Origin of the sequence: Phaeobacter italicus (assembly GCF_001258055.1) — a bacterium.
GTDB lineage: Bacteria > Pseudomonadota > Alphaproteobacteria > Rhodobacterales > Rhodobacteraceae > Phaeobacter > Phaeobacter italicus.
In genome coordinates this window covers 1-13,873 of sequence record NZ_CVRM01000033.1, presented here as the reverse complement: position 1 = coordinate 13,873, position 13,873 = coordinate 1, and the positions used below count along the sequence as shown (strand labels likewise).

Annotated in this window: 11 protein-coding genes, 2 tRNA genes and 1 pseudogene; 8 read left to right on the top strand and 6 right to left on the bottom strand. The window is 60.0% G+C overall.

Annotated elements, in window-relative coordinates:
* Positions 1–162: 162 nt before the first annotated feature.
* Positions 163–999, top strand: coding sequence for an alkaline phosphatase family protein (locus NIT7645_RS15005; protein WP_008562762.1), 837 nt, complete (start codon positions 163–165; stop codon positions 997–999).
* A gap of 52 nt (positions 1,000–1,051) precedes the next feature.
* On the top strand, positions 1,052–1,624 hold the full coding sequence (locus tag NIT7645_RS15000; protein WP_050687456.1) for a DUF4453 domain-containing protein: 573 nt from the start codon (positions 1,052–1,054) through the stop codon (positions 1,622–1,624).
* A gap of 16 nt (positions 1,625–1,640) precedes the next feature.
* Here NIT7645_RS15000 and NIT7645_RS14995 read toward each other — a convergent pair whose 3' ends face one another.
* The 5 genes from NIT7645_RS14995 to NIT7645_RS14975 form a co-directional block, all read right to left on the bottom strand.
* Positions 1,641–2,567: an alpha/beta hydrolase gene (locus NIT7645_RS14995; protein ID WP_037302196.1), complete on the bottom strand. Its 927-nt coding sequence runs from the start codon at positions 2,565–2,567 to the stop codon at positions 1,641–1,643.
* 126 nt (positions 2,568–2,693) lie between these two features.
* The gene (locus tag NIT7645_RS14990) at positions 2,694–4,589 is read right to left on the bottom strand and encodes an acyl-CoA synthetase (RefSeq protein WP_008560348.1); all 1,896 of its coding nucleotides are present in this window, start codon (positions 4,587–4,589) and stop codon (positions 2,694–2,696) included.
* A 181-nt stretch (positions 4,590–4,770) separates the two neighbouring features.
* Complete coding sequence (locus tag NIT7645_RS14985; RefSeq protein WP_037302742.1) at positions 4,771–6,570, bottom strand: ABC transporter transmembrane domain-containing protein; 1,800 nt, start codon at positions 6,568–6,570, stop codon at positions 4,771–4,773.
* 181 nt (positions 6,571–6,751) lie between these two features.
* Positions 6,752–6,825 (bottom strand) — tRNA-Gly (locus NIT7645_RS14980).
* Between the two features lie 99 nt (positions 6,826–6,924).
* The gene (locus NIT7645_RS14975) at positions 6,925–7,470 is read right to left on the bottom strand and encodes an SRPBCC family protein (protein WP_008560479.1); all 546 of its coding nucleotides are present in this window, start codon (positions 7,468–7,470) and stop codon (positions 6,925–6,927) included.
* Positions 7,471–7,719: 249 nt separating this feature from the next.
* On the opposite strand from NIT7645_RS14975, the gene NIT7645_RS14970 reads away from it, so the two are divergent.
* The 5 genes from NIT7645_RS14970 (at position 7,720) to NIT7645_RS14950 (ending at position 12,985) form a co-directional block, all read left to right on the top strand.
* Positions 7,720–8,433 carry a response regulator transcription factor gene (locus NIT7645_RS14970; protein ID WP_074964270.1) on the top strand — a complete coding sequence of 238 codons (714 nt, stop codon included), beginning with the start codon at positions 7,720–7,722 and terminating at the stop codon, positions 8,431–8,433.
* A gap of 17 nt (positions 8,434–8,450) precedes the next feature.
* Positions 8,451–9,710, top strand: coding sequence for an FIST N-terminal domain-containing protein (locus tag NIT7645_RS14965; RefSeq protein WP_008561689.1), 1,260 nt, complete (start codon positions 8,451–8,453; stop codon positions 9,708–9,710).
* Positions 9,695–11,905: a hybrid sensor histidine kinase/response regulator gene (locus NIT7645_RS14960; RefSeq protein WP_050687454.1), complete on the top strand. Its 2,211-nt coding sequence runs from the start codon at positions 9,695–9,697 to the stop codon at positions 11,903–11,905. The genes NIT7645_RS14965 and NIT7645_RS14960 overlap by 16 nt, the downstream gene beginning before the upstream one ends.
* A gap of 135 nt (positions 11,906–12,040) precedes the next feature.
* Positions 12,041–12,790, top strand: coding sequence for a sirohydrochlorin chelatase (locus NIT7645_RS14955; RefSeq protein ID WP_008560187.1), 750 nt, complete (start codon positions 12,041–12,043; stop codon positions 12,788–12,790).
* 121 nt (positions 12,791–12,911) lie between these two features.
* Positions 12,912–12,985: transfer RNA gene (locus NIT7645_RS14950), tRNA-Cys, on the top strand.
* An 81-nt stretch (positions 12,986–13,066) separates the two neighbouring features.
* Here NIT7645_RS14950 and NIT7645_RS14945 read toward each other — a convergent pair.
* Positions 13,067–13,276 carry a hypothetical protein gene (locus NIT7645_RS14945; RefSeq protein WP_242656113.1) on the bottom strand — a complete coding sequence of 70 codons (210 nt, stop codon included), beginning with the start codon at positions 13,274–13,276 and terminating at the stop codon, positions 13,067–13,069.
* Positions 13,277–13,356: 80 nt separating this feature from the next.
* Between NIT7645_RS14945 and NIT7645_RS14940 the strand changes: the two are divergent.
* A pseudogene (locus NIT7645_RS14940) lies at positions 13,357–13,873 on the top strand (IS5-like element ISRusp2 family transposase); the annotation flags it as partial.

The following is a 13,873-nucleotide window of genomic DNA, read 5'->3' as shown; positions in this document are numbered from 1 at the left end:
CAGCAAAAGCCCGCGCCAACCAGCGCGGGCTTTTGTCCAACTGAACCGCAGCCATAACACGATGGCTGACACATATCCCCTCCCCGTCGCTTTTGGACCAGCACCGCATGTCGCTGCCACGATGATGGGAACAAACTCACCCGCAAACACAGGATTCGGGTCATGAACAACAAGCTTCTTCTGATCATTCTGGACGGCGTACCCTGGCGCAATTTTCGTCGTCTCTTTGGAAACCTCGAAGGCTGGGTAGAGAGCGGCGATGCGCGGGTCTGGAAACTGCGCGCGGTGCTGCCGTCCACCTCTGCCAGCTGTTATGCCTCGATCCACACCGGGGTCGCACCTGCGGTCCACGGATGCACCGGCAACGCCAATGTGTTCCGCCTGAAGGAAAAGGACGTCTTTGGCCAGGTCCGCGAAGCAGGCGGAACAACAGGCGCTGTTGCGCACAGCTATTGGTCCTCATTCTTCAATCGTCACCCGTTCGATCCGGTGCGCGACATTGAATACGATGAACCGGAAAGCACGACCATCAATCACGGCCGGTTTCACACCATGTCGGGCTACAACCTCGACAACCAGATGACGCCATCCGACGTTGATCTCTTTGCAACCCTCACCAACCTCTGCCAGCGCTTTGGGCTGGACTACGGGATGCTGCACACCTGTACGCTCGACAGCATGGGCCACCGTTATTTCCATGACTGCCAGGAAATGGATCACGCCTGTTTTGTGATGGACGAAATGCTCGCGCCTTTCATCACCCGCTGGCGCGAGATGGGATATGAGGTCATCGTGACTGCCGACCACGGCCAGGACGAACGCGGCCATCACGGCGGGCGCGACCCGCTCCAGCAGGAGACCGCGCTTTATTACTTTGGCAATGCCGAGGGACCAGACGCAGAGGAAGTCATCGATCAACGCCGCCTCGCCCCGACGATCCTGTCCCGCCTTGGCGCGCCCATTGCCGACACGATGAAAGGCGAGCCTTTCCTCAAGTAAGAAACCGTGGCAGGCTCCGTCTCGTGCAATTTCAGCACCTTGGGAGCCTGCCATGACCAAATCACTTTTGATTTCTTTTTTTCTGACCACAGTGACCCTGCCCATCGGCGCTTTTGCCGGTGAAACCTGCGAGGACCTCTGGTTCACCCGCAACTTGATCATGGACCGAGCCGGATATTGCTTTGGCAGCGCTTTGGGCCAAAGCCTGTTTGACAATGGCGATTGCCTGGGAAAATCCGTGGTCCTGGACGCCGCCAACACTCGTCTGGTGCAAGAGCTGCGCGCCCGCGAAGCTCAGTTCGCCTGCAAGGTAGACACCAGCCGACGCAGCCTGTCCCTGGAAGATGGCCATCTGCGACAGTTGCTTATTGATCTGCCTATTGCTGACGATTTGGAAAGCGCATGTCTTGGCTGGCTTGGCAATCCAGTTCCGCTTTACTCTGCGCGCGGCGCCAACAGCGCGCGGATCGGCTACATCCAGGCCGACGACATCATCCGCTATGCCCATGACTCCGTTGGGAACTGGTCCTACGTCACGGTCCATTCCCCTGACTGGCAGCTAAAGACGGGCGGTTGGTATGATCACGATGCTGATCCGGAGGCCTGCGCGCAGTTTGCAGGCTAAGACCGCCAGTCGTGCCTCAGTCGTAGGGCCAGACGCCCTGCCCCAACGCCTCCACCGCAACCGAGATCCTTTCGAAACTGTCACGTGCCCGGCCGACGCTGTGGCGTGCCCGCAAATAGCCATGCACCAGACCCGGCTCATTGATCCAATGAGTCTTGCCTCCCGCCTCCAGGATCTTGTCCCGGTAATCACGGGAATCATCGCGCACCGGGTCGCAGTCCGCGGACACCAGCACCGTCGCAGGCAGGCCAGAGAAATCCGTATCAGACAGCGGCGCCATCGTCGGATCAGGATCCGTGCCTTGACCCTCTGGCCTGCGGATATCGCCGTAGAACAGGATGTCATCGCGCGTGAGCATGGGCGCATGGGCGTGCTCCAGGTAGGAGCCTGCATTGATGTCACCGCCAAAGGCACCGTAGATCAACACCTGGCCGACAATCCGGCTGGTCCGACCCCGAGCGTAATGGGCAACAGCAGCGCAGAGATTGGCGCCGGCGCTGTCACCCACAAGAACGATATCCCCCTCATAGCTGTGCTGCAGCCACTCACAAACTGTCCAGGCATCTTCAAAGGCGGCTGGGTGTTTGTGTTCAGGAGCCAGCCGGTAGTCCACCGCAACAACCCGGTAACCAGTCTGGGCACAGATTTCTGCACAAACGTCATCATGGCTCTCCAACCCGCCGACGACGAAACCGCCCCCATGGCAGAACATGACGGTATAACCGGGTTCACCCGCCGTGTAGATGCGGATCGGCACGCCCTCAACGGTCCGGTCCTCGCAAGTCACGGCGTCTGGGCGGGCCGCACGGAACTCTGCGGCCATGGCGTCATAGACCTTGCGCTGTTCTTCAATCGACAGATCAACGGCGTCGTCGGGATAACATTCACCCGTCTTGCGGATAAAGGCCCAGGTCTCTTCGTCAATCAGCCGTTCGTAGTTCATCGCCCTGCCCCGTCTGCTGGTTCCAATCCAGCCGAGCCTATCAGCGAATGCGCCAATGGCCATGCCCTTCCAGCAAAAAAGCCCCCCGGTGGGGCGCTTTCCTGGTGGCTATGGTGACGCTAGCCGTCAGTCTTTCGGCATGGGCTCCCACGGGCGCGTAAACACGCCCAGAACATCGCCAATGTCCTTCGCTGTTGCGCCGTTGTCTTCCACTTGGGCAATCAGACCGCGGCTCTTGTCATCCACCACCTGCTCCACGCGGGCTGGCAGACCCGCCTTCAAGAGCGCCTCGTTGTAGATACGGGTGATCGCATGCTTGCGAAGATCCGGTTTGAAGACCTTTCCCACGGCAGTCTTCGGCAGCTCATCCATGACAGTCACGTGCTTTGGGATCGCCGCACGTTCGTGAACGTGGATCTTGCAATATTCCAGCAATTCCTCGGCGCTTGCAGTCGCGCCGTCGACCAGCTCGACAAAGGCACAGGGGATCTCGCCCGCGTGGGCATCAGGCTGCCCGATTGCACCGGCAAAGGCCACAGCTTCATGCCCCAAAAGCGCCTCTTCAATTTCGGCTGGGTCGATATTGTGGCCACCCCGAATGATCAGATCCTTCGCACGCCCGGTGATCCAAAGATAGCCATCGCCATCCAGACGTCCCAGATCCCCGGTGCGCAGGTGCGTTCCCTGATAGAAAAGCCCTTCGTTCTTTGCCGCCTCGGTATAGGTATTGCCTGCGTAGACACCGGGGTTCGAAATGCAGATTTCTCCGACCTCGTCCGTGCCACATTCCACAGAACCACCATCGGTCCCCTTGACGATCTTGACGTTGGTATAAGGCAGCGGGATCCCGATAGAGCCGACTTTCTTTTCGCCATCGACCGGGTTGCAGGAGACAAGGCAGGTGGCCTCGGTCAGACCGTAGCCCTCGACGATCTTGACCCCTGTTGCCGTTTCAAAGCGACGGAACAGTTCCAGCGGCAGCGGCGCAGACCCCGAGAAGGCGGTTTTCACGGTCGAGATATCCGCATCCACTGGCCGTTGCATTTTTGCGGAAATGGCCGTGGGAACGGTGATGATAAAAGTGATCTTCCACCGCTCGATCAGTTTCCAGAAGTTGTCAAAAACACCTTCGCCCCGATAGCCCTGCGGCGTTGGAAAGACGACATGGGCACCGGACGCGACAGCCGCCATGAGGATCACGTGGCAGGCAAACACATGGAACAGCGGCAGCGGACACATGATGTTGTCGTTCTCGCTGAACAGCAGTTTGCTGCCGAGCCAGCCGTTGTAGTGCATCCCTGAATAGGTGTGCTGCGCGACTTTTGGCATCCCGGTGGTGCCACCTGTGTGGAAGTAGCAGGCCACCCGATCGGCTTCGCTGTCGGCAAACGCCAGCTCTGTTGGCTGTTTGCGCAGCTCTTTGTTGAAGTTCTTGTAGTCCGCGTGCGCGAGCTTGTCCTTGTTTTCCAGCTTCGGCCGGATCAGCGGCACGATCCACGATTTGGGTGGGGTCAGATAGGGGTTCAGGTCCACCTCAAGCACCGTGTTCACCTTGGGCGCATGTCGGACGGCCTCCGCCACTTTTTGCGCCACGTCGGTCTTTGGAAACGGCTTGAGTGTCACAACCACCTTGGCGCCTGTTTCCCGCAGGATAGAGGCGATCTGTTCGGGCTCCAGCAGCGGGTTGATCGGATTGGCAATCCCCGCAACCGCGCCGCCAAGAAGGGTCACGACGGTTTCGTTGCAGTTGGGCAGCACATAGGCCACGACGTCCTTCTCTCCCACACCGAGCGAGCGGAACAGGTTGGCGGCTTGCGTGACCTTATCCTTCAACTTGCTCCAGGTGAGCGTCTTTGCCTTGGACTTGGGGCCAGAGAGGATCTGATAGCTGACAGCCTTGTTGTCCGGAAATTTCCCAGCCGTTCGTGACAACAGCCCATAGAGGGTTGTTGGCATATTGCGCTCTGTGAACGGCATTTCATTTTCCAGTGCCAAGCAATCAGCAAGCGTGGCAAATCCCATGTGTTTCCTCCCCTATGCCCCCGTTTCAGGGGAATTCAGTTAAGACAAAATGATTAGAAACGGCGCGCCGCGCAAGCGTGCCGAGCGGGTCACGTCAAGGAAGCCTGCGCTTTGACGCAGCGACACTTGACGTATTTCAACCTTGAAAGTCTCTTTCAGGCCTAACTACGGGGCGTTTCGCCTATTCCGCAGCCACACCGTCGGTGAACTGCAGACGGGCCAAACGAGCATAGAGCCCCCCTTGCGCCACCAGTTCGTCATGGGTCCCGGTGGCAACAATGCGCCCCTCTTCCATGACGACAATCCGGTCTGCCTTTTTCACGGTTGCCAGACGGTGTGCAACAATCAACGTGGTGCGCCCCTGGCTCAGTTCATCCACTGCCGCCTGCACGAGACGTTCGCTCTCTGCATCCAAGGCAGATGTTGCCTCATCCAAGAGCAGAACGGGCGCGTCGCGCAGGATGGCACGAGCAATGGCGATCCGCTGTTTTTGCCCGCCAGACAGCATCACGCCCCGCTCTCCGACATTGCTGTCATAGCCCTGTGGCAGAGCAGAGATGAAATCATGGGCCGCAGCCGCACGGGCCGCAGCCTCGACCTCTGCGTCAGAGGCATCAGGACGACCAAAACGGATATTATCGCGCGCAGACGCCGCAAAAATAACCGGATCCTGCGGCACAAGCGCGATATGGCGGCGGAATTCATCACGCTGCAGGTCCTGCAACGCAAATCCATCCAGCCGAACCGCACCCTGGGTCGGGTCGTAAAAGCGTTGGATCATCTGAATGATGGTTGTTTTGCCAGCCCCGGATGGACCAACAAACGCAACAGTTTCCCCTGGCTTGACGGTCAGTGACACATCAGAGAGCGCCGGGATCTCAGGCCGGGACGGATAGCGGAAAGAAACATCATCAAATCGAATTTCCCCGCGCACCGCGTCGGGCAGCTGCTGGGGATTGGCTGGATCCTGCACGCGATCCGTAGCCGTCAGCAGCTCTACCAGACGCTCGGTCGCGCCCGCGGCGCGCTGCAGTTCGCTCCAGATTTCCGACAGCGCTGCAACAGATCCCGCGACCAGTACGGCATAGATCACGAACTGCACCAAGGTGCCTTCGCTCATCGCGCCCGCGCGCACGTCATTGGCCCCCATCCACAGAACGCCAACAACGCCGGAGAACACCAGAAAGATCACGATGACTGTCAGATACGCGCGTGTGCGGATCCGGTTCATGGACACATCAAACGCTGTCTCGGTCATGCGTGCAAACTCGCCTCGGCTTGCCGCTTCGTGGGTATAGGCCTGGACGGTCTGCACCGCGCCAAGCGCCTCGCCTGCGTTGCCGGAGGAGGCTGCAATCCAGTCCTGATTTTCCTTGCTGATTGCGCGCAAGCGGCGGCCAAGAAACAGGATAGGGACCACAACCGCTGGCACGATCAACAAGACCATGCCCGTCAGCTTGGCCGACGTGAGCAGCATCAGAACCAAGCCACCCGCAAAAATCAGCAAATTACGCAGGGCGATCGAAACCGAAGAGCCAAGCACCGATTGGATCAGGGTCGTGTCCGTGGTGATCCGGCTCAGGACTTCGCCGGTCATGATACGCTCGAAAAATGCAGGGCTCATGCCGATCACACGGTCAAACACCGCCTTGCGGATGTCAGCGACCACGCGCTCTCCCAGTCGTGTCACCAAAGCATAACGCAGGCCGGTTCCAGCAGCGAGCAGCGCAGCAATCACAAGGGCCGCGGCAAAATACTGGTTGAGCAGCGCCGCATCTGAAACCCGGAAGTTATCCACCACCCGGCGTACAGCCAGCGGCAACGTCAGCGACAGACCCGCGGTCAGAACTAGGGCAAGCGTCGCTGAAGCCATCAGCAGCCGATACGGGCGCATAAAAGGCCACAACGCGGAAAGAACACCAATCTTGCGCGACTTTTCACGCTCTTCATCCGCATTCGGGACCGCTCTATTGCGCGCCATGTCTGCTCCTTCGGTCTTCATATTGCAGGCAATCAATGCGCTGCACATCGACAAGGTTCATGACCGGGCGCGCGCACGGCGTCAAGCACAGAGGCCCCGGCAAACCGCCGCAGCCGTACGAGGGCCAGCAAAATACAGGACGAAGGTCGCTTCGGAGTGTCAAAATGATCTGGGGAAATCCTGGAGCGGGTAGCGGGAATCGAACCCGCACCTTAAGCTTGGAAGGCTCTTATGATACCATTTCACCATACCCGCTCAGGGAATTTGGTCTATAAATCGGGAGTTTCCGGGCGTCAAGCGGCTGTGCGTGCAAATTGCGACTTTTCCTGCCTGCGCAACCGCCTTTCCTGTCCATCAGCTGCCGAGCACCCGCCCGATCCAACCTTTGCGCGGGGTCTCTTCGCTCTCTTCGCCGGTCTCTGGCTGGTCTTCGGCTGCCGCTGTATCCTCTGCGCCGTCCCCTTCGATCTCAGCCTGAAAGCGTTCAAAGAACTGATCGGCCATCTTCTTGGCAAAACCATCAATGATCCGGCTGCCGAGCTGGGCCAGTTTACCGCCGACTTTTGCCTCGACTTCGTAAGTCAGCAAAGTCTGGCCATCCTCAGTGTCTGCGAGGGTCACATGGGCGTCGCCCTTGGCAAAGCCTGCAGCGCCGCCCTTCCCCTCTCCGCGCAGGGTCAGGCTGTTGGGCGCATCTAGATCCGACAGTGTCACCGTGCCTTTGAAGCTTGCCTTGACCGGTCCAACCTTTTGCACGACCACTGCGCTAAAGCCGTCTTCTGCGTTGCCGGCCATCTCCTGGCAGCCGGGCACGGCCTTCATCAGCGTATCTGCATCCAATAGCCCCTGCCAAACCTCGGCACGTGGCGCGGCAATTGTGCGTGTATCGGCAAGTTTCATGTGCAGATCCTCCTCCTGCTGCGGCTGACCTGCCTTCAATAGCCTGTCTGTCCCGCTGCGGCATATGCGACGTTGGTTCTAAGTGTCAGAGCACCAGCCAGCAGACTAGGACTTTCCGCCTATTGGTACCAGCGAATAACCTCGCTACCGTTTTCCCGATGCAGCCTGCAATTGAAACCCTGTAGACAGCTGGGCCATAGTGGCCTCCGCACGCCAGCCCAGCCACCCGTGACACCGTTGGAACGCCAGATGCCAGAGCACCAAAGCCAGCCCCACCAGGATACTGCCCTAGATGGGGGATCCTCCCCCCAGCGGTTCAACAGTGCGCTGATCGTAGAAGACCACCCGCTGTTTTGCGATGCGCTAGCCATGACGCTGCGCGCGACAATCGGGATCGGCAGCATCGCCACGGCCGCATCCCTTGAGGACGCGATGGATTTCCTGGCCTTGGGCCCGGTGCCCGACGTGATCGTCCTTGATCTGCATCTGCCAGATGTGCAGGGCCTGGACGGGCTGGTCCGGCTGCGCAACGCCACCGATGCGCCCATTCTGGTGGTCTCCTCAATGGCCGATAATCGCGTCATCAGCACGGCCATCCACGCAGGCGCCGCTGGATTTGTTCCGAAACATAGCCAGAGGGACGTCTACAATAACGCCTTTGACGCCATGCGCCGGGGGATTGCCTTTGTGCCGCCGGGCTATGATCTCCTGCCCCACGACAGCGAGGCCAACGATGCAGCGGACAGGCTGGCGACACTGACCAACCAGCAGGCCCGGATCCTGCAGTTGATCTGTGCTGGCAAACTGAACAAACAGATCGCATTCGACCTGTCGATTGCCGAAACAACCGTCAAGGCCCATGTCACTGCGATCATGCGCAAACTCGGCGTGCAAAGCCGCACGCAAGCTGTGCTGATTGCAAAAGAAACCAGCTTTGCAAACGTCTTGCAAGATCTCGGCTAGGCGGCCTACGATCCCCTATGACGACCAGATCCGCCACCGCGGCGGCCCCGGTTTCCGGGACGCCCCGCGCAGCCAACCCCTCGCTTTCATCTCTTGCCGCTGCCTCGGGGCAGATCGTCCGAACGGGCTTTGCCCCCGCTCACGCGCCAGATGCTGTTGACCAACTTGCACAGGCCCTGCATCCGGTGGCTGATTTGGATCTGGTGGTCCTGTTCGTCTCACCCGAGGCCGACGTTGCCCAAGTGATCGCCTCTGCAACCGAGCGATTTGGCCCTGCGCAGGTCGTCGGCTGCACCACCGCGGGGGAAATCGGTGCAACCGGCTACACCGACGGTGAAATCATTGCCATCGGCCTGCCCCGGAGCCACTTTGCCAGCCGCATCCTGCGCATCGAAGACCTGTCGGCCTATGACCCCCAGGCCATGATTGACGCCATGATCCAAAATCGCACGGAGATGACCCGCACCCATTCAGAGTGGGCGGGTGAATTTGCCTTGCTGATGGTGGACGGGCTGTCGATGCGTGAGGATACGCTGACAGCCGATCTCGCGCCGGGGCTAGGCCCGGTTCCGCTGTTTGGTGGTTCAGCCGGGGATGGTACGGATTTCGCGTCCACGCATGTCCTCTTTGATGGTAACGCCAGACAAAACGCAGCCGTTGTCGTCCAGGTGCGCAGCAGCTGCGGCATTCGCGTCTTCAACACGGATCACCTGCGACCGACCCAGCAGCGCATGGTCGTTACCGGCGCCAATCCGGCACAGCGGCAGGTTCATGAAATCAACGCCGAGCCAGCCGCGCGAGAATACGCCCGCCTGTTGGGAAAGGATCCCGAACAGCTCACCAGCTTTACCTTCGCAGCCCACCCGGTCGTTGTCAGGATCGGGGGCAAGCATCACGTCCGCGCCATCCGCAAGGTCGCGGACAATGGCGATTTGATGTTCTTTTCCGCAATCGACGAAGGCGTCGTTCTGACGCTCGCTCAATCGCAGGACATGGTCGGGCATCTCTCGACCGCGCTCAGCGATCTGACCCGGCAGCAGACACCTGATATCATCTTGACGTGCGACTGCGTCTTGCGCCGGATCGAGGCACAGCAAAAACAGCTGAGCCCACAGATTTCTGCGCTTTTGGCCAGCCACCGCGCTGTCGGCTTTTGCACCTACGGTGAGCAGGTAAATTCGATGCATGTGAACCAGACCCTCACAGGTGTCGCGATCTACCCCCCGACCGAGCTGACCACCACAACCGCGGAGGAAAAAGCATGGTCCAGGGCCTGATTGATCCGCGTGACACGCTGGAACGGCAAAACGAAAAGCTGTTGAAGATCGCTGCGACCCTGATGCGGCGTGTTGAGCAGGACACAGACAGTTCCGGATTGGCATACGCCCAGTTTGAACGGGCAGCCCTTCTGGAAGAGGAAGTGCGCAATCGCACCCGCGATCTTGAACGCACGCTGGATCTGTTGAACCTGTCGAACGCCAAACTGGCCGAGGCCAACCGCGAAACCGAAGCGGCCCGCGCAAACCTTACCAACGCGATCGAAGCGGTTCAGGAAGGCTTTGCGCTGTTCAACGCACAGGACGTGCTGGTGATGTGCAACAGCCGGTTTGGTATGCACATGCCAGACCTGCGCGACCAACTTCAGCCGGGGCTACGGTTTGATGCCTATGTGACCCTCGTCAGTCAGAACCCCGCGCTGGCGCTGCCGCCGGGAACGACCGCGGCAGATTGGGCCCTGCGCCGGATGACCCGCCATCAGGACCGCAGTGTCATGTTCAACGTCCGTCTGCACGGCGATCTGTGGATGCAGATCAGCGAACACCGCACGCCTGATGGTGGGACGGTGATCCTGCAAACCGATGTAACGGATATCATGCGGCTTCAACATCAGGAGCGCGAAAGGCTCCTTGACGATCAGGCCCGGCTGATCCGTGCAACTCTTGAACATCTCAACCAGGGGGTCTGCATCTTTGACACCCAGCGCAGGCTGTTGGGCTGGAACCGGCTGTTGGGGGATCTCCTGGCCATTCCGGTCGGCCGCTTCCGGTTGGGCAGTCGTTTTGAAACCATCTTGATCCGGCTGCGAGAGGATTTCGATTTTGCCGGGAATATCACCGCGAATGAGGTCGAAACCTGGGCCAAGCAAGACGGCCATCGCCCGGCATTGACCTTTGACATTCAGAACCCCGCCGGCCGGGTGCTGACGGTCTTTATGCAGGACATGCCCGATGGCGGCTTTGTCATCAGCTTCACCGACGTAACCCAAGAGCGCCAGTCCGCGCGCGCCATGAGCGAGGCAAAAGAAACGCTGGAACAGCGGGTCCTGGAACGCACGCTTGAGCTTGAGGATGCTCTGGCAGAAGCCGAACGCGCCAATGCGTCGAAGTCCCGATTTGTCGCGGCCGCATCCCATGACCTGCTGCAGCCTTTGTCTGCGGCCAAGCTGTTCGTGTCGGCCTTGGATGGCGAACTGCCAACCGGAGCGCCGCGCGACACATTGCAAAAGGCAGCCAATGCGCTGGACAGCGTGGAAACACTCCTTGAAGCGTTGCTTGATATCTCGCGCCTGGATTCCGGGCGCGCACAGGTCCATCTGGCTCCTGTCGATCTCAATCACTTGCTGCAACAGCTCATGGAGGAAATGCGCCCCATGGCAGAGTCAAAGGGACTGCGCCTTCGCCTCAGACCCACCGATCATGCCGTGTTGAGCGATATCACCTACCTGCGCCGGATCCTGCAGAACCTGCTTTCAAATGCCCTGCGCCACACCCAAACCGGCGGCGTCCTTGTAGGCGCCCGCGCCACCCGCAATGGCCTGCGGTTGGAAATATGGGATACCGGGTCCGGCATCGCAGAGGCCGATCAGACCCGAATTTTCGGTGAGTTCCAGCGCCTGAACGCCACGGCCAGCGCCGCCGACGGGATGGGCCTTGGCCTTGCCATTGTCGACCGCGCCTGTGCGCTGCTCGGCCATCCTCTCAGCCTGCGCTCCCGTCTTGGCCGAGGGACCGTTTTTGCTGTTGATTTGCCGCGCGCAGGCAACCCGCAGCCTTCCCCACCCCCAAGACACGCCGAGCGCAGCGGCGAGCCCCTGTCCAAGCTGATCGTGCTGCTGGTCGAGGCAGATACCGATCTTCGCGAGGCGCTCAGCCTGACGATGGAGCAATGGGGAATGGACGTGCTGGCCTGCGCCAATCCGGCAGAAGCCCAGAGCCTGATTGACGAAATCGGCTTGCCACCTGATGTGATGGTCGCCGACATCCCCCCAACGGAGTGCCCTGCGACCGCGCGGGCAATGGCTGCGCTGCAAGACAAACATGCCCCCTTGCCACTGTGCCTAATTTCGGCGGGTCGCGGACCACAGACGCAGGCAGTCGCCAGACAGCTCAACGTCCCGCTTCTGGCAAAGCCCTTGAACCCGGAACATCTGCGCAGGTTTCTTGTCGCCCAATCCCCCCGCGCCATTCCCTGACGGCCAAACCAGCGCAAGGGCGATGCGCTGACCCAATACAGATCCCCAAATATGTGCCTGCCCCTTGAAAACCGGCAGCGCCAATTATCTTTCACCCGGTATGGACCAAACGCAGCTGTCCGAGGGACGGCCCCCATGAGAAAGACCCGCTCCATGTCCCAAACACCGACCCGTCCCATCGCGGTGATCACCTCCCACGGCCAACCCTCCGAACCGGCCCCGCAGGAAGCGGCGCTGGCTCAACTTGCCTCTCAAGTTGCGCAGCAGCTGCCGGGTTGGGACGTGCGCTCTGCGACCTTGTCGACACCCGGCCTTCTTGAGCAGGTCACGCCGGACGGCGCGCTGGTCTATCCCTTTTTCATGGCAAACGGTTGGTTCACTGCACAGGTCCTGCCCCGCCGCCTGACGGGGATCGACGCAAAACTGCTACCCCCTTTCGGTCTCGACCCTGATCTGCCGCAGCTGGCCTGCGACGCATTGCGCCAGGCCTGCGCCGATCGGGGCTGGTCGTTGGCGCAGACCCGCATCCTTCTGGCCGCACATGGCTCTGCCCGCGGCCCCAAAGCCGCAGAGGCAGCCGAGGCCTTCGCCGAAACCATGCGGGCCAAGCTGCCCGGCAGTGACCTTGCCACCGGCTATGTCGAGGAAGATCCAAGGATCGCGGACACAGCCCGCCAGTTCGCCGCCCTCACCCCATCGCGACCTGCCCTCTGCCTGCCTTTCTTTGCCCAGGCCGGCGAACATGTCCGCGATGACATTCCAGAAGCCCTTGAGGAGGCGTCCTTTTCCGGCGACACCCTCCCCGTTTTGGGTGCCCTGCCCGCGGTTCCGTCGCTCATTGCGGCCGCGCTGAAACGGGCACATGACGAGGCGCCGAAGCCCTGACAAAAATCCAAGCCATCCGTGCCTGTTTGGACCGCAAAGCCGCATGTTTTGACTTGTGCTGACCCGTGAATCACGATACCTGCTGCCTCACACCACGAAAGACCTTGTTTCCAAGGCAGTAGGCGAGTTGGCGGAGTGGTGACGCAGCGGATTGCAAATCCGTGTACACCGGTTCGATTCCGGTACTCGCCTCCAATATTTTCAATGACTTAGCATAATGCGGCCCCTTGTTGGTATCACCGAGGGTATCAGATTCGCGTTCTGGTCCTGTTCTGTTCACAGTCGTTTCTCCGATGCTTGACGCGCTCGCATGATCTGACGGGCTTCCCCGGCATACTTGGCGATCATCTCTTTGGTGGCATGCCCGGAATAGCTGGCGATTTCATCATCATCACAGCCAGCCCATGCCAATTCCATAACGCCGCGATAGCGCAGAGCGTGAAGGTCATAGGCCTCAAGACCCAGTCGCTTGCGCTCTTTAAGCATGATTTGCGCCATGTACCGGCTTTGTTGCACAAATGGTGAGATGGATTCACTGTTTGAATCCAGTGGGGTAGCAACGGTGCATGAGCAGTTGGTCCCCTACGAGGTACAAGACCAGGAACTGGCCTTCGTACAACACGGCGCTGAAGCAGCGCGGTTCGCTATCAATTTGGTTTGATCCTGAGATGTCGTGGCATGCGCTGCCGACAGGCAAGCGGGGGCGTCAGCCCGAGTTCAGCGATGCAGCGATCCAGATTTGCCTGACGATGAAGGTGTTGTTCGGCATGCCCCTCCGGCAAACCACTGGGTTCGTCGAAAGCCTCCTCCGTCTGGCGGGACTGGACTGGAAAGTCCCGGACTTCAGCACCCTGTGCCGCCGTCAGAAGACACTGAACGTCGCCATCCCGTACCGGGGCGGATCGGGACCGCTCCACCTGCTGATCGATGCCACCGGGATCAAGGCCGAGGGCGAAGGAGAATGGAACGCGCGCAAACATGGCGGATCAAAGAAACGCCTGTGGCGCAAGCTTCATCTCGGTATGGATGAGGAAACACTGGAGATCCGCGCGGTCGGCGTCACGACAAGCAATATCGGCGATG